Origin of the sequence: Candidatus Coxiella mudrowiae (assembly GCA_001077715.1) — a bacterium.
Taxonomy (GTDB): domain Bacteria; phylum Pseudomonadota; class Gammaproteobacteria; order Coxiellales; family Coxiellaceae; genus Coxiella; species Coxiella mudrowiae.
Map to the genome: position 1 here is coordinate 56,452 of CP011126.1, position 20,083 is coordinate 76,534.

Consider the following 20,083-nt stretch of genomic DNA (forward strand, 5'->3'; position numbering starts at 1 on the left):
GATAACGGGATTAGGAGTTGTTGCCTCGAATTGGTAATTCCGTCAATCAATTTGAGCACGCTTTACGCCATGGCATTTCAGGTATCCGCTATTATTCGGAGCTGAAAGAATTAAATTTTGCCTGACAGGTAGGAGGGATTCCTCAAAATATCGAAACAATTGATCAAACGTATTTTCTGAAGAAGAATTATTATCTATGAATACCAGTATGATTTATGCGGCTATTGCGATAGTAGATTGTTGACGAGATGCAGGATTTCAATATTCTAAAGAAAATAAAGAAACTGTTGATTGTCAAACGGGAGCGGTGATTGGGACGGACTTGGCGGTATTGATACTGTGGGCAAAAGATTAGTTCCAGGTTTTGATTTGGGTTGTGTAAAACGTTTAGGCAGCACCATGTGGTCGAATAAAAATAATAATGAGCGCCACCAGCGCAAAAATCGGTGGATTTTTAGGTTTAGGCGGATAACTGTCTAATATTTTGAGCACGTGCAGTTCGGGAAGCGAAGCTATTCTATTGATAGTGCTTTTTACTATTTAAAAAATGGAAAGCATCTCGAAATTGGTAGGCGGTGTGGAAGGTTATTCACCCTATATTTGGTTGGCTTTCGATGCGATACGAGTTTTGGGGAAAGGGTTTAATGAAACACCAAAAAAAGCTTCGCGACCAATAAGTGCTTCGGCCACTGGTTTTATGCCTTCTGTCGGAGCTGACATTCTGATGCTGGAAACTCTAGAGAGCGCCCAAAACAGAGATGCCAAAATTTATGCTAAAATTTTAGGAATAAATGTAAATACCAGGGGTCAACGTCAAGGGAGGTCGATAACTGTGCCTAATCCCATCGGCGTGCAGCTTTGTATTCAAGGAGCCGTTGAAGAAGCAAAAATTTCTCCTTCGTAAATTGATGCTATTATATGGACATTTGATTGGAACGATGGCAGACAAATTAGAACTTAAAAATTGGGCGGTGGCTTTAAATTGCAAGCTACAACAATTACCTTGGGTAAATTCTACAAAATCGCTAATTGGACAAGCATTAGGTGGTGATGGAGGGATAGAGGCTGTCGCTTCAGTTTTGTAATTACACAAAGAGTTTATTTATGGATCGTTAAATTGCTAAGATATCCATCCCGAATTAGAAGTGTTTCAAGATAGAATCATTCAGTAGACTCAAGAAAAATTCATTAATATTTTAACTAAAGCAAGTTTCAGTTTAGTGATGTGAATACTTGTTTAATTATGAAGCGTTGGTCATGAAAATCGAGGGTAAACGCCCTGGAGTCCCTTCGTTAATACCAATTGCCATAATTGATACGTGAGAGAACGAAAAGTACGAGTCAATGGATGCAAAAATAATCACACATCCGGTAAAAACGTTTATCGTATTTCTGAAGATACTGTTTTTTAATTTCCTCTCAGCTTGCTTTAAAGTTTCTATTCCCAAGCCATTAAAGTTTTATCATAATAGGGACCAAAATTATGCCAATCTTCCATAACGGATAAATTCTCAAGCGCTTTTCCAATTTGGGTAATAGAGCGTATTTGCCCGTTGGGAAAAATGTATTTATCAAATCAGGTGTTACCGCTTTTAGTAGATATATTTTCTACAATGGTCTGGAGTAGAAAAATTCGATTATTTTTTTTAAATAATTACGAATGGATTTTAAAAAAAAGTTCGATAATTTTTGTAACAGACATGTTTAAACATACCTAAGGAAGTAATGCGGTCAAATTTTTTGTTCAGATCAATTTCATGATAATCTTTTAACTCAACTATAACTGTCAACCTTTTCAATGCTCTTTCGCATATTCGCTTTGTTCCTCAAAAACTGTCACACCGTGTACTTTGACACCGTAATGTTTTGAAGCATACTTGGCTAAAGAACCCAAGCCACAACTGATATCTAAGTAAACTCATACCCGGTTTAGTTGGAGTTTTTGACAAACTAAATCTAATTTTGCTTGTTGAGCTTGTTTTAAATTTTCTGATTTCTGATAATAAGCACATGTATAAGTCATGTAAAAATTAAGCATTCGGATATAAAGTTCGTTGCCTATATCGTAATGGGTTTTAGAAACGATATAAGAATAAGCCTGTTTTTTTATTGAAATTTCATGAAATAATGTATGGCCAAACGAAATAGAAATTTTTTATCCTGATTAACTTTTGGTTTAAATTAGCGCACACAATTTGCGATATGAATTGACTAATATTCTCAAAATCCTACCAGCCATCCATATAGGATTTTCCGAGCCCCAACGTGACTTGGTGTAATACTCGATCATAAATTTGTTCATTGTGAACTTTGACGTTGAAAGGTCGGGATCCGTTAATTTGGATTCCAGCTAAAGCCAGTAATTCTTGACAGAGTTTTTTTAGATTTTTGAATTTTGGACTGATTAACTATTCAATAACGCTCCTTGTTTTCGTTAATACACCAAATTTATTAGAGGAAGTCAATCTTCCTTCTCCTTTAAGAGAAGTTAAAGTAACGATCAATGTATCCAAGTAGCGAGAGAGTATATTAGCATTTTGCCCACAATTGAATTGTACAGTATTTAATACTTGGATGGATCAAAAATTCTTTTTTGATTTAAAAACTAATAATATGCCTTTTATTAGAGAATATGTCTTTTATTAGAGAAGATAGAAATATGGATAAAACTGCAATATTCAACAAAGTTAAAGAGGTCGTAACACCCTTTAGTAAAGCGCCGGATGCGGTAGCTCATGCAACCTCCTCTTCTTGATTTACGGAAGATCTACAAATCAATTCACTGTGTTTAATTAATATTATTCTGGAATTTGAGGATGCGTTTGATATTAAAATTTCCTATGAATAGGCCAATGGAATTTTAACAATTTAGGACGCCATCAACTTAATCAGTAGTCAGTTGGAATCTGCTGTTTACTATGATTTATTTAGGAAATGATATCGTCGATTGAGCCTGGGACGCATAAAAAAATTCTGGATGTTCGTTTTTTGAAGACAGTTTTTTCCCTTTTGAACAAGAATCGATTTTGGCAGAAGTAAATCCAATAAAAAGGCTGCTTACAAAGAATGTAGTAAGCATATTCTCGAGCTTTGTTTTTCGCTTAAATTATTTTTTTGTCGGCGTCGGATTTAATTAAAATCCAACGACAGGAATTTTTTTTTACAGATTTTATATGTCAATTTTGGCGGAATGAATTGCTCCTTAAATTTAAAATAAAAAATGTAGTCAAAGAGGTTATTCATGCAGTTGCTTTGGTAGGAGAGCCAGCGATATCTTTTAGTTTTCGTCCAGTAATAACTTTCTTTCAACGTTTGAGGGGGCGGAAATTCCTACCAAGAAGAGTCAACCGCCGTAAGAACACTCGTAAAGGATTGGGCTAGGTCCGCCAGGTTGGGAAATCATATCAGAGTGGAAACGATCAAAAATTAAAGTAAAAAAACGTCTGGGTTCGCTATGTCTTTATTCAACGAACGATGATTTATCTTCCTTTCAATTCAGCCTGGCTTACTATGGTAGATGGGTTGGATTTGCACTACTGTCAAAAGGGATCGTCTGATGAACCAGGGAGAGAAAATTCCTTTTGGATTTGACGAAATAATCTTTAATAAAAGACGAGAATGGATGAAAGCGCAAGGATTAAATTGGCAACCTTGTGCCACAGAGCTTAGTGGCTCCTTCTCCTTGCGAGGATTAATTGAAAATCACATCAGACAAGTATTCTATTCCGATAGGATTAGCTGGGCCGTGTATTGTAAAAGGCACTTATCTGTAAGGAACTTATTATATTCCTATTGCCACGTTGGAGGGGACATTAACTCTATCGATGTCCCAGGGATTTAATGAAGCAGCTCAATGTGGAGGGATTTAAACGCAATATTTCTAACAAATTTTATCCCGGAGTTTCATATTTTCCTTTGCCGATCAAGAAAAAATACCTATTTTTTACGGTGGATTGATGATAATTTTCTAAATTTAAAAGAAGTTGTAGAAAAAACAGAACATGGTAAGATTTTAAAAATTGAGCAATATCAAATCTATCATTAGTTTATAATTGATTTTTTTATACGATAGCAGAAGTAGCAGCAAAAAATATGACAACCTTTTGCACGCATGAGGCCTGTCAGTTTATTAAAGCTAAGTTAGGATAAGAATTTGCTTTTTTCTAGTTGTTAAAATCAAACTTTTAATTCCGATAAAAATCCTTCTGCAAAAACGCTTCTTACTGGTCGTTGGCACAAAGTAATTACTTCTTGCACGTTTTCGGCTGAAGTTTGTGAAAACTTTTTAGGATCTTCTCCCGAAGCCTTAACGGATGAGATACGGATGGCTCGTTATGGAAGCGGAATGGCAAGTATCGTCGGCGTCAATTTCCATGTAGCAAACGTATTGACCGCTATTTATCTCGCTACATGTCAAGATTGTCCTTGTGTAGCTAAAAATGTGTTAGGATAATTTGATGTGATATTTTTTCCTAAAATTAATGATGTTAAATTTATATTAACTCTTCCCTTGATAACTGTCGGAACCGTTGGCGGTGTTACAAGACTTCCATAGCAGAAAGATAATTTAAAATTAATAGATTGTCTAGGAGAAAATTTTTCAAAACGATTTTCAGAGCTCGTGGGCGTGAGTGCTTTAGCTTTGGAAATATCCTTAGGAGCCGCTATGATAGCTAATAAATTTGCTCGGGCTCATCTCGGGCTCATCTGCGATTTGGTCCAAGGAGAAAAAGGTATAAATCTAATGCAAAAGGTTAGAGATTATTTCTATAAACTGGGATTTAAATAGTTTTTTTTTAATAGTTTTTCATTGCTACTGTCGTTTTTATGTATATGATCGTCAACATTTTCTAGAAGATTCTTACGTTTTATCCAGTAATTACTCCAGCTATATGGATATGCCCGCTTTCATCTTAGCTGAGGGACGTCCGTTTAAAGAATTTAGTATGTTAGTGGTGAAAGACTATTTTTTAAATCGTGAAGGAATGACATCTTTTCCTTAGAAATTAATGAATTTAATTGCGGTCGATAGAAAAAATCCGATAAAAGCTCTAAGAGATATTAAACGATATTGAAAAGACTTTAAAGAGAATAATTATAAATTGATTATTTACTCTGAAGGAATACACTAAAAAAATCGAATTTTTGGATTTCAAAAAAGGTACTACCTTTATTGCACTTGCCCTCCAATTACTACCCATCGTCCCTGTCTACATTGAAGGGACTAGTCAAGCCCTTTCTAAAGAAGCGTGGATGGGTTAGGCCGTGGCGAATAAAGGTTTATATCGGTGAGCTGATTTATCCCAAAACGTTTATAGCAAGTTTTTCTAAACTTTCGGTTTCTCAAGCTTCGTATGATCCAAGAAATTTATATAGCTATTACGCAACTAAGAAATTGGCATTATCAAAAAAAATAACTATCAGCTAGTTAGGGAGTAAACTCATATGATTATGAAATGGTTCGGTTTGGTAGCAGAAAATAAACAGGCTGATTTGGTCAAGATGCCAAAATTTTTGCCTTATCTAGAATGCATCATTGGCTGTAATGTTGCAGAAAAATATTCACCTATCGCATTTAAAAAAATTAATTGGCTCCGCTTCACATCAATCAAGCGTTTTTAACCCATTTGAGTAGCAGCTTTAGAGTAGATCAGCTTTTACAAACTAAATTACAACGACTTCGTCATGCTTATTGGAAAAGTTTCCAAGGCCTTTACCGCATTCGCCAAGGATTGATTTCGCGGGCTTCGGATTTGGTTGTTTATCCTGAAACCACAGAGCAAGTGGTAGTGCTTCTAAGTCTCACTTTAGAAAACGACATTTACATTATCCTCTTTGTAGGTGGAACTAATATCGTTGGAAATGATAGTTTTGTGTGATCTATAATGAATTAATAAAATTATGGAAGTAGACGACTGTTCTCGTTTGCCTATTATTCAAGTGGGGACATTGGGACCTGAATTAGAAGCGCAATTGAATGCTAAAGGTTTTTCTTTAGGTCATTTCCCGATTCTTTTCAATTTTCGACGTTAGAGGATGGATTGCTATATGATCCGTAGGGATGCAATCGGATCAATATGGTTCTATTAGCGATATGGTTTTAGCATTAGAAATAGTAACGCCTAAAGGCATAATTAACAAAAGTCCTGTGCCCCATGCTTCTTGTGGACCTGATCTGTAAGAATTATTTATTGGTAGCCAAGGAAAATTGGGAATGATTACTCAAGCGACGGTCAAAATACACTCACTGCCTGAAAAGGAATATTTTAGTGCTATCTTATTTCCCACTTTTATCTAAGGAACTAAGGCTCTTCAACACTGTGCGGTCGAAAAGAAATTGCTCCATATGATGTGATTAATGGATAATGACGAAACGGATTTAAGTGTTCATCTAAGACCAAAAGAGCTAAGATTTAAAGCTTTAGTTTATTCCTTAAGTAAAGCCTACTTACGAAGATTTAAATTCTTTCATCCCAAGCAATACGTTTGTATGATTCTAGCTTTCCGGAGTTCTTCGCGAGAAATTCACTAAAAGAAAAGGAATGTTTTGGCTATTTGTCGTGCTTATGGTGATTTAGTGGAACAATCTATAGGAAAAGCTTGGTATGCCTCGAAAATACGACTACCCTTATTTAGGGGATGTCGTGATGGATTTTGGTTGTGCGGTAGATGTGGCTGAAACGGCTACTTCGTGGTTGAATGTAGAAAATTTATATTAAAAAGTAAAAGCGGCCAGTTATCAGGCTCTTAAGGAATGCACCGAAGCAGTTGTTCAAAATAAAATTAGCCAGCTTGTCTAGTAAGGATGCCATCTTTCACATAATTATTAGAACATGCTTCTTTCCCGAAAGCGAACATACTTTAGAACAGTATTGGCATGTTAAAAATGATTCAAACGATTGTAGATTATGGCGGAGCATTATCTCATCATCATAGCATCGGTTATGAACACGAACCCTGGCTGAATCAATATATAGGTAGGTACGATATATAGATTACAATAAGCAGAGACATTTTAGATAACGTAAAACGAACTTTTGATCCAAATAATATTTTAAGTTCGAAAGAAAAACTTGATTTCGAGCTCGCTCAAACAAAGGAACATGCGAATAAGAAATCTTTATTGGCGTATTTTTATTCATCAATCTTCAAAAGTGATTTTAATTACAGGAAGTTTTAGAAGCCTTAGCAAGGCAAGGCACTAGCGATTCTATGCCAAGAAAGGTTATAATTTGCTATTAACTGGTCGGAATGAAGGAGTATGTAGGAAAGTGCAAAGCAATGTCGATCAAATAAAGTAGAAAATGAAAGATCAAAAAAAAGACTGTATTGGTAATATTGCCTCTTTCTACTCTTTTTTGCAGTCCCCCAATTTTATATGTCGCTACTAAATCGTTTGTAAAATCTTTTTAGCTAGATTTGGTAGCCGAAATTAAGAAGCAGCGGTATTTAAGTAAGTTATGCATCTCATGGGTCAACTCAGACACAATTTCATCGACGAATCGGCAGAAATGTGGAAGGCAGTTCTTTTACGTTATCGGCTTCAAGAGTAGCTCAAGTTATTTATAGAGGTATAAAGAAACATTGCTTAATAATTATTCCTGGGTGATACAATCGATTTTTTGTGTGGGCCGCTCGAATAGTTCCCACAATTTGGTTGCCTAAGTTGATTAGTTGGGCTGTTTATTGATTAAGAACATAAGAACATCTGATGGATAATCGTTATTTTATTTTGAATAATTAGGCTAAATTTAATTTATTTTTTATTTCCAAATAGATCTTTATTCTTCTCAGTCTTTCATAGATTTTCAATTGGAAAATTACCCAATTCATCCAACCCATCGTAATGCAATAATAGCGATCTAAAGTATGATGATGTAAGTTGTGATTAGCCAGAGTTAAAAGAAGGCGGTCCTTTTTTGTAAGTAATAAATGATTATTGGAGGCTCTCTCATGTGAGCCTATTTATGAATTTGATTTGTGAAAAGTAACTCTTCGGAAAGAACAAGAATAAAAACATAAAAGATAAAATTTAATAAATTGGTAGGATAAGATAAAAACAAAGCGGGAAAAATTATTAAATTGGCTTCAATTGTGTTATTTCCATTTGTTTCTAAAAAATTATTTTGGATTATTTCTAAGCGATCTATATGATGATTTCGGAATGGTTTAATAAACTATTTTTGATATGCTTATTTTGAATATCGATATTATAGATAATATAGTGTATCAAACTAGATATAAAATCTGCGAAAAATAACAGCAAGAAAAAATAAGCGGTTAATCTAACCAATTAACATTAAATGACGGTTTAAAAAATCGAGATAATAAATAAAAATATCCAAAAATGGCAAAAGTAATAACTGCTGTATCAACGCAGAGCGCTCCTAGCTTAAACTTTTCCATTAATTGGATTGTAGCATGATTAGAAAGGAGTTCAAGTAGATGGGAAACTGTTTTATGTTCAGAAAGAAAATTCTATCTTCTATTTAAGTAGAATTCTTTTCCTTTCTGCGAAGGCTTTTCAATTTCGGTTTCCCTATTCATATAGACAGGGACCTTGCTTTATTTTAAATAGGAAACAAGCGGAGATAAGCCTCACATAGGTTAAAAATGTGCCGGTGGTTTAAAAATTTATTCGCTATTTTGGTTATAACCTTTTATTTGTTAATTTCAGAATTTTTAGTGCTGTCAGTTATCATTTTAGCTGGTTTTTTCTTTGTTCTCGACGTTAAATCTTGGCGTCAAACTCTTCGAAGGTTCCCTTTAAGTATTCCCCTGTTATGGACAGGTTTTTCTAACTGGATATTGTGTCTGCGCCTCTGCGCCCTGGCTACCATTGGAGAATTGAAGGGGACGCCGACTTAGATCCTAAGTCCTGGTAAATTAATTAGCAATCATTGTTTAGCACTTGTATTAGTGTTAGTCTATGTCTTCAATCGTAAGATTCCCTCTATTAAATTCTTTATGAAAAGAGAATTATTATGGCAGTTACCTTTAGTTGGATTAGGCTGTTGGTTATTTAGGATATCCTTTCTTACATCGCCATTCGACTAGAGCTATTCGTAAGCGTCTGGAGTTAAAAGAGAGGCCGAGATATTAAAATTACAGAGAATGCTTGCAATAGATTTAGAGAGTTTCTAACCACAATAATGAACTTTTTGGAAGATACTCGTTTTAGTTCTGCCAAACATCAAAATCAAACATCACTTTATCTGAATTTGCTGAGATCGAAAGGCGCGTGAACAATCATTGTGCTAAATAAGTTGCATGACAAACTTAATGGTATTTTAAATGTAAAAATCTATTATTCTAAGGATCTTTCTTTTTGGAAATTTTTTGAGGCGAACCTTCGAAATTATGGTTCATTATTATGGTTCATTACGAACTATTACCAATAACTCCGAATCTTGTTATTAATCCGAAGATCATCAATTTCGTCTTAACTTTCAAGAGTGGTTAAATTCTTTATTAAAAAGTAAGGATTTACTATTGGAAGAAATACAACGGGAAGCGGCGGTTTCCCTCCTCGCCAATATCCTCACGTAAAAATACTTATCTTTCCAAACATCGTATTTCAAATTTTAATTAAAATGAGTATATTTATTGAGAAAGGAGAAATGGATGAAATTTTTTAACTCCAATGAGTGGGCTCTTATCCTTGTGGGTTCTAGCGGGTTTTAGATTAGCGAGTGCCAAAAAATTAGCGTTGGCGGGAATGAATTTATTTATAGTCCATTGCGACCGTCGGTGGAGCGATGGTAAAAATCAATCAATCTTTCAATGAAATTAGATCGTATGGAACGCAGTTTTGGTCTTGCAATATGGACGGCATTGAGTTAAAGAGGGTCAAGCTGAAATAATCGAACAGCTCAAATCAGCTCTAGAAGAACAAGGAAGAATTAAAGTTTTACTGCATTCCATTGCCTTTGGCAATTTAAAACCGATTGTTCCCGAAAAACCAACAGGGAAAACCCAATACTGGCCTTAAGGATTTTGCGACGGCATTAGGTATGCTTCCCGAAGCTCTAAAAAGAAAAAGTGAGTCATCATGAACAATATTTGCCTGAATTGTCTTTATTGTCTTTATTGTCTTTATTGTCTTTATTGTCTTTATTGTCTTTATTGTCTTTATTGTCTTTATTGCAACTCCCTCAATATAGTGAGCGCTTATCAAATAGGAAGATATCGTCAATACCATAGTATGAGCATCAGCCTTTTGACATGGACTCAGATGCTCCATCAACAGATCCTTTCTGTAAAAGACGCTCGAGTAATCAGTTTTACTAGTGAAGGCAACGAAGTGGCGTGGGCGGGGTTATGTTGCGGTCTTTGCTGCCAAGGTGGCGCTTGAGGCCGTGTCTCCCTCTATTGCTGTGGAATTTGCCGCCTATGGTATTTCGTTGTAACCTACTTCAGCCCGGAGTAACAGACACACCAGCATTGTGTTTAATTCCCCGGGGTAACTGCATGAAGGCAGTTGTGAAAATGAAAAACACCTTTAAGCGACTTACTCAGCCAGAAGATGTAGCGAACATGGTGGCATTATTAGCGATAGCAGAATCTGCGTGGATTAATGGAACCATTATTCGCGTGGATGGTAGTGAAAAAAATCGGAAGTTTATAATTAATTAGAAGTGAGAAAGAATGTCAAAAGACAACCTTAAAAAAACGGCAGCGCTGGAGGCTATTCAATATATCAAAAATATTGACATTATTGGTGTTGGCACTGGATCCACCGTGAATTATTTTATCGATGCGCTCGCTGAGATGAAACACCAAATCGAGGGAGCGGTGGTTAGTTCTGTTGTTACGAAAAGACGCTTAAAAGAAAAAGGGGTTCCTTTAATTGATCTTAATTCGGTTTCAAATTTGGAAGTGTATATAGATGGCGCAGATGAATTTAATAAACATTTTTATCTTATCAAGGGTGGCGGGGGCGCACTGACAAGCGAGAAAATTATCGCTGCTGCCTCTAAGCATTTTATTTGCGTGGCAGATGAAAGCAAACAAGTCGACGTTTTGGGTAAATTTCCTTTGCCCATCGAAGTTATTCCAATGGCCCGAAGTTTCGTCGCGCGTGAAATTGTAAAATTAAAAGGCGATCCTGTTTATCGTCAAGGGTACATTACCGATAATGGCAATGTTATTTTGGATGTTCATAATTTAAATATCCTTGATCCATTGGAACTTGAAAGAACACTGAATAATATCCCTGGCGTTGTCAGTAACGGACTTTTTGCTTATCGTCCCGCGGATACTTTACTCGTGGGAACTTCTGCTGGTGTTAAACTTTACAGAAGATCACAAATATAAATCAGGAGTTTCGAATACAAAATTTGACCCCTTGCACTTCTTTCTATCCTGGGTATAATGGCTCGCTCTAAAGCTTATCTATGGGCACGCTTTGATCGAATCTCGTGAGATTCCAAGGAGAACTATATAAAAAGGAAGTTCTGCGTGAAACTGCCACCGCTTTGGTAAGGTGGCTTTAAGATAAAGGAAGTTTATCATGTTAGTCCTAACAAGAACACTTGGTCAGCGTTTAATCATCGGCAAAGATGAGAAAGTCAAAACTAAAACAACCGAAACAACCGAAACCTCAGCACATTCAACTACTCTTCGGGGTGATTTATCCAACGAAAAGATTGTCATAACAGTCTTGGAAGTTCGAGGTAATCAAGTGCGAATTGGTATCGAGGCGCCGAAACATATTCCAGTCCATCGAGAAGAAATTTATCAGCGCATTCAGAACGAAGAAAAGACAAAAGTACCTGAAACGGAAAAAATCGAGCAAGAATAACCTCCTTTAAATCCCTGATAGTGGAGTCTCCCCCCCCACACACACAAAAAAAAGGGGGGGATCAATTAATTTTTAACTGCCCTCCGCTCTCCTCTACCATTTCGTCGTACACGTCTTGTCCGATTAAAAGGTTTATAGAATAATGAGTTATGTTTGAGAAGGACGATAATATCGGTGTTTCCCATTTTGTTGCGTAAAGACCAGAAATAAGAAGATTCGGTTAATACCATTTTAAAATAAGGAAATCTTTCTCGAAAAGAGGTATAATCCGTCCATCTGAAGTTACCATGGGAGTATCTGATGACAACAATGCAAAGGGTTTTAGATCCTCAACAGGTAAAGTTGTACAGTAACCTTTGTACCCTCGAAAAAAAAGAAAAACAGACCTATGAGGCGTTAGCCGCCTTAGTCACTTACTTAGATAACAAACGCCAAGGATGGGAACTCTCCGATTTTAATAAATTTAAAAAAGAAGTTTTAAAGAGCGCTGGTGAATTGGCCCTTTGTGAGAAGGCTAAAGGAGCTTGGCATGAACCCAAATTCAACGTGAAACATTACGAACGAGCGATTTTATATGCCTCGAATTCCACCTATCGGGACATGGCCATCCAGGCAGCTAACAAAGATTTGAATGAAGAGGCTATGGGTGAACTCATTACTGCCCTTTCTCGAGATTGCCGGCGGATTTCACGGGAATTGAAAGAAATCACTGCCGAATGGCGAAAATCCCGAGCCCTTTTTTCCAACTACAATCCCTTATGGCAGAGTATGGTTGAGCCCATATTTGAAGAGAGCACGGAGCGCCTTCACAGTTGATAAAATGAATGCTCTATCATCCTGCTGATCTGCTCAGCGAAGACATCGTATATTTAGCCAAACGTTCGTCTTCTGATTTCTGATTCTGAAGGTGAGAATCGTACTCTTTGAAAGAAATGAACGGTGTCTCCTATACAGCTAGCTGCTTTTACGGAGCTCGATTGGTGATATTCTCCTACCGGCGGAGTATTTTCATTTTTGCACGAATTGTTAAAAGCATCGAGGATGAAACCCAGGCAGGTCTTGATACTATCAAAAACAGCTCTCACATACGTTCCACGGAGACTTTTCCAGTAAGCTCATATTTTCAGTGCAAAAGACGATAACTCGATCATCTGTGGTCTTTACATCCAAATAAATCTCTTTGAGTTCATTAACAGAAAAAATATTTTTATGTAATTTACTATATCTATCATGGAAGAGAGAAAACTCCACCTTAATTTCCGTTAATATTTCTCGGGCGTCTCTATTTCTCCAAAAGGATCCCTGATAGATCCCTATTGCTCTCGATGTGAATTCAATTTCATTATTCAAATAACTTATTCTCTTAGTAATTTTGGGTTCAATTTTTTCTCATAAAAAAGGTTAAGAGAATAACTTAATTGCCGCCGAGTATCACAAATTTTATTTTCAAAATGGGTTTTGCAAGCATTGAAAGATTCAGATTCCGAAATTGCCTAATTCCAAGCTTTAAGTTTCTTGGTTAAAGATTCAAATCGTTCTAGTTCTTCGAGTGTAGGAATTTTGTTGCCATTTGTTTTTGTAGAAAATTCTCTAATTGAAACCTAAATTCTGCAATTAACCCTATCAGTTATTAATCGTATTGATGCTTCTAAATGTGTTCGAAATTGTTGGAGAGTTTCTTTCCATCTGTTAAGAACACGAGCGCTTGCGTTATTACGTACCTTGCTGGCTAGCGGGAGTTCTGTTAAAAGCGTGATCATTTCTGGAAAAAAATATTTCAGATTCTATTTCATAGCAGGTTATATCTTGATATTTTTTCAGCATCGGCCTTTAGTTCCAATATTTTTGCTCGGAGCTCTTCAATAGCTTTATTACACTGAATTATTAGCTTCTAATTGTACAATTGAAAGATTGTATTCATGAATGAGGGTTTCTTTAAATCGAATTTATTTTAATATTTTCTCTTCTTGTATATCCAATCTGAACTCTTCTTTTTTCTTTTTCAGCTCTGAAATATAAGCCTCAATCTCAAGGAATGGTTTTATTAATTGATAAGTTATACTAAAAAAGAGCTTAAAGGAATAATAAGATTCAATCCAGTCAGAAAGATTAGGCGAATTATTTTTTCAAAGAATCTCGCGTTGATTTTAGTAGCCAGCCTTAATTTTACTGTCGAGTATTTTAAAAATGTGAATTTGTGCTGAAGAGGGTCTGTTGCCAAATTAATAACGACCCATGATGCTTCTACCATGGTAACTATATAAAAAATCGGGATCTGCCTCTGCTTCTGATTAAAATTGTTTCCAAGAATCTAAACTTTTATGTGAATTGGTTATTCTACCTTTTCAATTTTTTAGTCAAAGTGTCATTTTGAGAGGGGTCTGTCTGATAATTTTCAAGACCTTTTTTAACGCCGGAAAAGATTAGTTTAAAAGATTAGTTTATTAATAGATATGAAGGGAAGTTCAATATCTTTAGCTTTCGCTTTGCCTTCAAGGAAGACTGGAATTTCAAAGTGCTTCGCTAGGATGCTAACAGGTTTTGGCTGAGTAGTCTTTAAAAAATCCTCATAGCTTAAAGGAGAAAGTTTTTCTTAGGAACGTCTTCTTTCGTGAAGTTAGTATATTGATTTTTAATGATATTTTTTTATATTCTAAGCCTTTTTGCAAGACTTTCTTTCTTTTTAAAAAGAATTGTTCGATAGTAGTATCGGATCTATTTTTTAGAGAATCCAGAATATTTTAAGACAGCTTTTATTTTTAATGAGGAATATAATTCTTCCAAATCTCTATAAGTTCGTTCTCTAAAGAGAGTAGCAATTTTACGATTCGTTTCTTTTACTAAATTTAAGAACCGTGCTTTTAATAATTTGCGAAGCTCTTTTCCTGTTTTTTTAAAAGCTAATGTTATCAACAGTTTATCAGTTACACGACGATAGAGTGGTGCATCGGGAAAATCTTTGACAAAAATAAATTCATATAAAGATAAAAACGTTAGTTAACTAAAAATTTTATTTGATCAGATGATAACTTTGCGGAGAATTATTCTAAAAAATTATTTAATCCAAAGCTGAGACGAGAAAATTCTTTAGTAAGTGTTTCTCTTTTAGAAGCCCTAAATAGCCCGCCTTTATTGAGTATTCTCTCATTAGCTTTCCTTTTTCGTTAAGCTAATTTGTTGAACTAAGAATATTTAATTGTTTTAATAACTTATTTAGTTTAAGAAAATTTTAAAATAAGTAAGAATTTTAAACAAGTTTTTTTAAACTTGAGTGGTTTACGTTTTAGGAGGTTATGAATGCAAGTTCCATTCCAAATAATATTGCGTAATATTGAGGCTACAGAAGCTATTGAAAATCGAATTCATAAAAAAGTGGATAAACTCAATCAATATTCTGATCAAATTATTTCTTGTCATGCTGTAGTAGAATTGCCAAAACGGAATCAACACCAAGGTAAGCTGTATAATGTGTGGATTAATCTCACATTACCTGGAAAAGAATTGATCGTAAATCGCAATGCAGAAGAAGATTTGTATGTTTCAATTCGTGATGCCTTTGATGATATGGCTCGATAAGTGGAAGAAGTCATGCGAATGCGCGAGGGCCAAATTAAATCTCACCCGAATTATTGCAGGGTAAAATTGTCTGTCTTTTCAAAGAAGATGATTTTGGTTTTATAGCAACTCCTAATGGCGATAAATTTTATTTTAATGGTTCCAACGTTGTTAATCATAGCTTTGATAAGTTGGAAAAGACGATGGTACTCAGGTCCATCGAGTGAGTGCTAAAGAACAATAATATTCGCTATTTTAAATCTACAGTTAAAATCTCGTCTAATAAGCGACTCGCCCCAAAACGGACAGTATTTGGAGAAATCCATTCTTTGCCCATATTTTTTTCCACTAATTGAAAATAAGCTAGCGCTTGTTCAATGGTGCGAACTCCACCAGATATTTTTAAACCAATTTTTTTCTCCAGATAATTTTTTATGGCCTCTAAAATTAATTCAACGGCTTCGGGAGTAGCGCCGGTAGTTGTTTTTCCTGTAGAAGTTTTAATAAAATCGGCTCCTGTCTGAATAGCCAAATTAGTAGCGCTGAAAATAACATCATGATTAATTAAGGCCCCTGTTTCAATGATAACTTTTAATACAGTAGGAGGTGTGCAAATACCCCGGCAAACTTGTAGAAATTCTTTGACGCTGCTTGTATTTCCTTCCAAATAGGTGGCGTAAGGCATAACTACATCGATTTCATCTGCCCCATCGGCGATTGATTGTTTAATGGTTTCGATACAATCAGTTATTAATTGATTTCCGTTAGGAAAATTGGCGACTGTTGCCACTTTTACGGGTGTGTTCATTAATAATTTATACGTGAGTTTAACAAATTGAGGATAAATACAGACAGCTGCTATAAAACCATAAGGTGTCTTTGCTTTATGGCATAATTTCTCAATAGTTTGGAGGGTATCCTCCTGGTCATCTAAGCTAGTTAAATCAATCAAAGGGATTAGCTTTTTAGTGGTATTTTCAGCTTTCATGATAGATATTGTTCGATAAAGGTTAAGATTAATCGGGTCAAATTTTCTGTAGCTAATTTTACCCCCCGTAATGTTTGTTCATGGGTAACTTTTTCTTCCGTCATTCCAGCGGCGAAATTACTGACGACGGAAATTACTGCAACGCGCATCCCACAATGTCGAGCGATGACTACCTCGGGAATAGTAGACATACCCACAACATCTGCGCCTAGAAGTTGATAGGCCTTAATTTCAGCGGGTGTTTCAAAAGCCGGTCCCAAGACACCAATATAAACCCCTTCTGGTAAATCGATAGATAAGTGATCTACAATTTGTAAAAATTTAGTACGAAGAATTGGATCGTAAGCATCCTCCATGCTAACAAAGCGAGATCCAAAATCATCTTCGTTGGGACCTACCAGAGCGTTATTAAATTGAAAATTTATGTGGTCTTTAACTAAAACCAAACTGCCAGGTTTGAGGTTTTCTCGTAAGGAACCTGCAGCGTTCGTAGCTAACCAAGTTTCACACCCCAGTAGTTTTAAAGTGCGAACCATAGTTTTAATGGAATTATTATCAACTCCTTCATAATGATGAGCGCGTCCTCGTAGGCAAGCTACCGGAATGCCTTTGATTTTACCTAAATAGAGTTTACCAGCATGGCCTTCAATTTTAGGTTTATGGAAACTCGGTAATTGATGATAAGAAATAATGATGGGCTCTTCAATTTGCTCAGTTAATTCGCCTAAACCTGAGCCCAGAACGATAGCCAATCGGGGTTGAAAATCGGGAGCATAATGTCGAATTTCTTTTAAAGCATCGTAAGAAGCGAGTGTCATTATTTAAACTTCCGTTAATAATTGTAAATGATTGCCAGTCTGTTGAGCGTGATCAACCAAAAAGCTGATTTGTTGTATTATTTTATACAAAAAAATAACGTTTAAGGATGCTAGAGTATTTTCAATTTGAAAAAGCGATTGTTGTACTTTAATTTGTAATTGGTCGGTCTGATATTCCGTATTGTTAAGTTGCTTGATTAGTTTATCTACATAATCCGTTTGTTTTCTCCGAAAGCCTGAGGCTAATAATTCATCAAGTTCATTGATTGCCTCTTGTGCTTGTGCTGAAGCTTTTACGCAATGATTTAAAAAATTTTTAAATTTGGTTACGAGAGGTGAAGGAATTTCCATTCGATGTCCGATCATAATTGCTGCAATATCCTTAGCGGTATTAGCTATTTTATCCTGCTTGGCCAGTAAGTCCAGAAAATCACCACGAGGTACCGGTAGTAGCAAACTTTTAGGTAAATGACGACGAAAATTCCATTTTAGTTCATCTGCTTCGTTTTCAAATTGAATAATAGTTTGATGCACGCTCGAAGCTTGTTTCCAATCTTGCGCGATAAGCGCCTCAAAAAAAGTGGGAGAACGACCGAACATGTCTAAGATTGAAGTTTGTGGCAACATAAAATTAGTATATCAACTTTTCGAGTCCGGCCTCAATCATCTTTTTGATGGCTTTTGGGAGCTCTTTACTTATTTTATCAGTAATCCAATTAGCTACGATAGTACTTATGGAACAGCATTCATGATTTAATAGCTTACTTAGTCCATAAATGGCCGCCGGCCCCCATTTCGAAATTAGTAATAACATGCTGGATCACTTTAAAGCTTCGTGCCATTTCAAGAAAATCTAAGCTAGCCAAAGGTGCACGTAGTTGACAATATTGCAGGCCATAAAATCCAATTAACGAAATGGTCAGTCCTTGATGTTCATCTTTAGAAAATAAATTTAGCAATGAAGATGTAGCTTTGGGAGCATAAAAATTACCAGTAACGAGAAATGAATAAAAATGATTTTTTAGATCTTGGGTTAATTTATCGTCAGTATTGGAATTAGCTTAAAAATTTATTAATCCATCGAAACCAATTGCGCGTTCTGAAACAACGTAACTGTCGACTGATATTTCGGGTTGCAATGCTACAGCCGTTCTGAATCGAATAAACCGCAATCTGGTTAATTTGGATTTTATTTTAAGCTCTTTAAAATCGACGTTAAATAAGGCATTGGCTTCATTGATAATTATGTCAATATTACCCTCCGAGCCTATGTCAATTCTAATAATGGATAACCGATGATTGCTAATTTTTTCAGTGTGAATGATGAATTCTCGTTTCGATTTTTTTATTTCAATGCAATCAAAATAACGCAAGACTAATTTGGCGTGTATAGGGTCCCCAACTAAAATAATAGTTTCAGCCAGTTCACCAGGAAATAAATCCAGGTGATAAATGCTGCCCTGTGGGCTCAAAAAATAACGCGGTTTTTGGTATTGGCATAATTACTTTTGCCAGCTCCTTAGTTAAGGAAAGGAAAGGATTATTGGGTAAGCCGTACTAAGAAAATTAACAGCGCCACTCAACGAGAACGGTGTAATTAAAGCCCTTGTCCCCTTTCATCTCTTGCTTTAGCAGCAGGAAGCTAGTTGATTATCCCCATATCTTTTGGGTTGTCCTATTTCAACGACTCATAATATTGTGGAAGCTGTTATTGGCTTTGGTTTAATGGTTCTAAGAGTTCAGGCTATTTATTGGCATTAAGTCGTCAATATCATTATAAATTGGACTGTCACCCCTTTAATCGCCTGCCTTATAGCTTATTTTTTATTTCGTAGTGTGCAATCGCTTATTTTTGAGAGCGAGAAGTCTCATCCACAATACTAAACGCTATGTACTTGGTATATTTTTTAGTAAGTTTAATAATTAGTTTAGTAACTTTTTTTGAATGGCTTAAAACATATTGGTCTAAAAATTCCAGAATTTATGCGTGGTGATTTCTATTTTTATTAGTCTTTTATTGGCTTATAGACCATCTATTGTTGCGGCGGATCCCCATTAGATCAAATGACAGCGCCCATATAATTTTCCAAAGATGGAAAAAATATTTGGTGTTCTCATGATTTTTACTGCTTGCGCTATGGCTTTTGCTCATGGGTCTAACGATGTAGCCAATGCCATTGAACTTTTGTCAGCTGTTGTCGGAATTGTTAAAGGAGGAGCAGTACTGGCGGAAGCTCGAATACCCTTTGGGATTTTGCTCTTAGGTGCTGCAGGAATTGTGAGTAGTCTTGCCATGTATGACTATAGGGTAATTGCAACTATCGATACAGATATTACTCAATTAACGCCGAGCCGTTGTTTTACTGCTCATCTGGCTACTGTTACTACAGTGGTTGTCGCCTCTGCTTCGGGGTTGCGTTGCCTATTTCGACTACCTAAACTTTAGTGGGTGTGCGGTATTGGGGGTAGGATTTTCGTGAGGTATTGGCGCTTTGAATCTTTCCATTATTAGGCATATCTTTATGTTCTGGATTATTACCCTACCTGCTGGCGCTTTATTCGCAATTGTTTATTTCTACCTTTTGAAACTGGTTCTTTCGCACAGTTTATAGATTGGTTCCCTCGGACAAGCCGCGGGACAACACCAATGTCTCTCTAGGATTAACTTAATAAAAGTTAAGTAGAGTACCTAGACTAGGGAATGATGAGGAATGTTTATGGTATCAAGTAACCCTCTAACTCCAGAAGTTATACGTTGCCTGCTTAAAAAATTAAATTATGCCTATGGACATTGGTTAAGAACTCAGGACCAACGATTGCAGGAACAGAGTGAACAGGAAATGCTCTATTTTTTATTACGAGAGGATAGCGATCGTGAAAATAAAAGGAATTTAATCGCCTCTACTTTATTTTAATCAA

At 35.9% G+C, this 20,083-nt stretch carries 22 protein-coding genes and 2 pseudogenes; 14 read left to right on the forward strand and 10 right to left on the reverse strand.

Features of this window, described 5'->3' with window-relative positions:
- Nucleotides 1–291 precede the first annotated feature (291 nt).
- The 3 genes from CleRt_RS10905 to CleRt_RS10915 all read left to right on the forward strand — a co-directional run bounded on the left by CleRt_RS10905 (nt 292) and on the right by CleRt_RS10915 (nt 1,085).
- The gene (locus CleRt_RS10905; protein WP_235379058.1) at nt 292–480 is read left to right on the forward strand and encodes a hypothetical protein; all 189 of its coding nucleotides are present in this window, start codon (nt 292–294) and stop codon (nt 478–480) included.
- 67 nt (nt 481–547) lie between these two features.
- On the forward strand, nt 548–904 hold the full coding sequence (locus tag CleRt_RS10910; RefSeq protein WP_235379060.1) for a beta-ketoacyl-[acyl-carrier-protein] synthase family protein: 357 nt from the start codon (nt 548–550) through the stop codon (nt 902–904).
- Between the two features lie 34 nt (nt 905–938).
- Nucleotides 939–1,085, forward strand: a complete 147-nt coding sequence (locus tag CleRt_RS10915; RefSeq protein WP_235379062.1) for a hypothetical protein — start codon at nt 939–941, stop codon at nt 1,083–1,085.
- A gap of 353 nt (nt 1,086–1,438) precedes the next feature.
- On the opposite strand, the gene CleRt_RS13710 is transcribed toward CleRt_RS10915, so the two are convergent.
- From CleRt_RS13710 to CleRt_RS13720, 3 genes and pseudogenes are all read right to left on the reverse strand, one after another.
- Entirely contained in the window at nt 1,439–1,564 is a 126-nt protein-coding gene (locus CleRt_RS13710; RefSeq protein WP_157843829.1) for a class I SAM-dependent methyltransferase, read from the reverse strand.
- 103 nt (nt 1,565–1,667) lie between these two features.
- Nucleotides 1,668–1,799 carry a class I SAM-dependent methyltransferase gene (locus tag CleRt_RS13715; protein WP_162198802.1) on the reverse strand — a complete coding sequence of 44 codons (132 nt, stop codon included), beginning with the start codon at nt 1,797–1,799 and terminating at the stop codon, nt 1,668–1,670.
- Nucleotides 1,796–2,152: pseudogene (locus tag CleRt_RS13720) on the reverse strand (class I SAM-dependent methyltransferase). Before CleRt_RS13720 ends, CleRt_RS13715 begins: the two are co-directional and overlap by 4 nt.
- Before the next feature lie 2,043 nt (nt 2,153–4,195).
- On the opposite strand from CleRt_RS13720, the pseudogene CleRt_RS12820 reads away from it, so the two are divergent.
- The 3 genes and pseudogenes from CleRt_RS12820 to CleRt_RS10935 form a co-directional block, all read left to right on the forward strand.
- Nucleotides 4,196–4,453 (forward strand): annotated as a pseudogene (locus tag CleRt_RS12820) (hydroxymethylglutaryl-coenzyme A reductase family protein); the annotation flags it as partial.
- A gap of 1,135 nt (nt 4,454–5,588) precedes the next feature.
- Nucleotides 5,589–5,879, forward strand: a complete 291-nt coding sequence (locus CleRt_RS10930) for a hypothetical protein (RefSeq protein ID WP_235379064.1) — start codon at nt 5,589–5,591, stop codon at nt 5,877–5,879.
- A 1,007-nt stretch (nt 5,880–6,886) separates the two neighbouring features.
- Entirely contained in the window at nt 6,887–6,994 is a 108-nt protein-coding gene (locus CleRt_RS10935; protein ID WP_235379239.1) for an FAD-linked oxidase C-terminal domain-containing protein, read from the forward strand.
- 746 nt (nt 6,995–7,740) lie between these two features.
- Here the strand turns inward: CleRt_RS10935 and CleRt_RS13725 are convergent.
- Entirely contained in the window at nt 7,741–7,965 is a 225-nt protein-coding gene (locus tag CleRt_RS13725; RefSeq protein WP_082160373.1) for a fatty acid desaturase CarF family protein, read from the reverse strand.
- On the reverse strand, nt 7,962–8,174 hold the full coding sequence (locus CleRt_RS13730; RefSeq protein ID WP_082160374.1) for a fatty acid desaturase CarF family protein: 213 nt from the start codon (nt 8,172–8,174) through the stop codon (nt 7,962–7,964). The genes CleRt_RS13725 and CleRt_RS13730 overlap by 4 nt, the downstream gene beginning before the upstream one ends.
- A 1,877-nt stretch (nt 8,175–10,051) precedes the next feature.
- Here CleRt_RS13730 and CleRt_RS10940 point away from each other — a divergent pair.
- The 6 genes from CleRt_RS10940 (at nt 10,052) to hpf (ending at nt 15,379) form a co-directional block, all read left to right on the forward strand.
- On the forward strand, nt 10,052–10,354 hold the full coding sequence (locus CleRt_RS10940; RefSeq protein ID WP_235379066.1) for a hypothetical protein: 303 nt from the start codon (nt 10,052–10,054) through the stop codon (nt 10,352–10,354).
- Between the two features lie 38 nt (nt 10,355–10,392).
- Nucleotides 10,393–10,635, forward strand: coding sequence for an SDR family oxidoreductase (locus CleRt_RS10945; protein WP_235379068.1), 243 nt, complete (start codon nt 10,393–10,395; stop codon nt 10,633–10,635).
- Nucleotides 10,636–10,647: 12 nt separating this feature from the next.
- Nucleotides 10,648–11,316 carry a ribose-5-phosphate isomerase RpiA gene (gene rpiA / locus CleRt_RS00295; protein ID WP_048874768.1) on the forward strand — a complete coding sequence of 223 codons (669 nt, stop codon included), beginning with the start codon at nt 10,648–10,650 and terminating at the stop codon, nt 11,314–11,316.
- Nucleotides 11,317–11,512: 196 nt separating this feature from the next.
- Nucleotides 11,513–11,803, forward strand: coding sequence for a carbon storage regulator (locus CleRt_RS13735; protein ID WP_048874769.1), 291 nt, complete (start codon nt 11,513–11,515; stop codon nt 11,801–11,803).
- A gap of 300 nt (nt 11,804–12,103) precedes the next feature.
- Nucleotides 12,104–12,619, forward strand: a complete 516-nt coding sequence (locus tag CleRt_RS00305; RefSeq protein WP_048874770.1) for a hypothetical protein — start codon at nt 12,104–12,106, stop codon at nt 12,617–12,619.
- A 2,481-nt stretch (nt 12,620–15,100) separates the two neighbouring features.
- On the forward strand, nt 15,101–15,379 hold the full coding sequence (gene hpf, locus CleRt_RS10955) for a ribosome hibernation-promoting factor, HPF/YfiA family (protein ID WP_235379070.1): 279 nt from the start codon (nt 15,101–15,103) through the stop codon (nt 15,377–15,379).
- A gap of 229 nt (nt 15,380–15,608) precedes the next feature.
- On the opposite strand, the gene deoC is transcribed toward hpf, so the two are convergent.
- From deoC to CleRt_RS00345, 5 genes are all read right to left on the reverse strand, one after another.
- Entirely contained in the window at nt 15,609–16,346 is a 738-nt protein-coding gene (deoC, locus tag CleRt_RS00325) for a deoxyribose-phosphate aldolase (protein ID WP_048874773.1), read from the reverse strand.
- The gene (locus CleRt_RS00330; protein WP_048874774.1) at nt 16,343–17,164 is read right to left on the reverse strand and encodes a purine-nucleoside phosphorylase; all 822 of its coding nucleotides are present in this window, start codon (nt 17,162–17,164) and stop codon (nt 16,343–16,345) included. Before CleRt_RS00330 ends, deoC begins: the two co-directional genes overlap by 4 nt.
- A gap of 3 nt (nt 17,165–17,167) precedes the next feature.
- Complete coding sequence (locus CleRt_RS00335; protein ID WP_048874775.1) at nt 17,168–17,791, reverse strand: TIGR00153 family protein; 624 nt, start codon at nt 17,789–17,791, stop codon at nt 17,168–17,170.
- Nucleotides 17,792–17,925: 134 nt separating this feature from the next.
- Nucleotides 17,926–18,123 (reverse strand): hypothetical protein, encoded by a 198-nt coding sequence (locus CleRt_RS00340; RefSeq protein WP_048874776.1) that lies wholly within the window; start codon nt 18,121–18,123, stop codon nt 17,926–17,928.
- A gap of 102 nt (nt 18,124–18,225) precedes the next feature.
- Nucleotides 18,226–18,636: a nucleoside phosphorylase-I family protein gene (locus CleRt_RS00345; protein WP_048874777.1), complete on the reverse strand. Its 411-nt coding sequence runs from the start codon at nt 18,634–18,636 to the stop codon at nt 18,226–18,228.
- A 620-nt stretch (nt 18,637–19,256) separates the two neighbouring features.
- Between CleRt_RS00345 and CleRt_RS10960 the strand changes: the two genes are divergently transcribed.
- Both CleRt_RS10960 and CleRt_RS00355 read left to right on the forward strand, forming a co-directional pair.
- Entirely contained in the window at nt 19,257–19,610 is a 354-nt protein-coding gene (locus CleRt_RS10960; protein WP_053097807.1) for an inorganic phosphate transporter, read from the forward strand.
- A 271-nt stretch (nt 19,611–19,881) separates the two neighbouring features.
- Nucleotides 19,882–20,079: a hypothetical protein gene (locus tag CleRt_RS00355; RefSeq protein ID WP_048874778.1), complete on the forward strand. Its 198-nt coding sequence runs from the start codon at nt 19,882–19,884 to the stop codon at nt 20,077–20,079.
- The last annotated feature ends 4 nt before the right edge of the window (nt 20,080–20,083 follow it).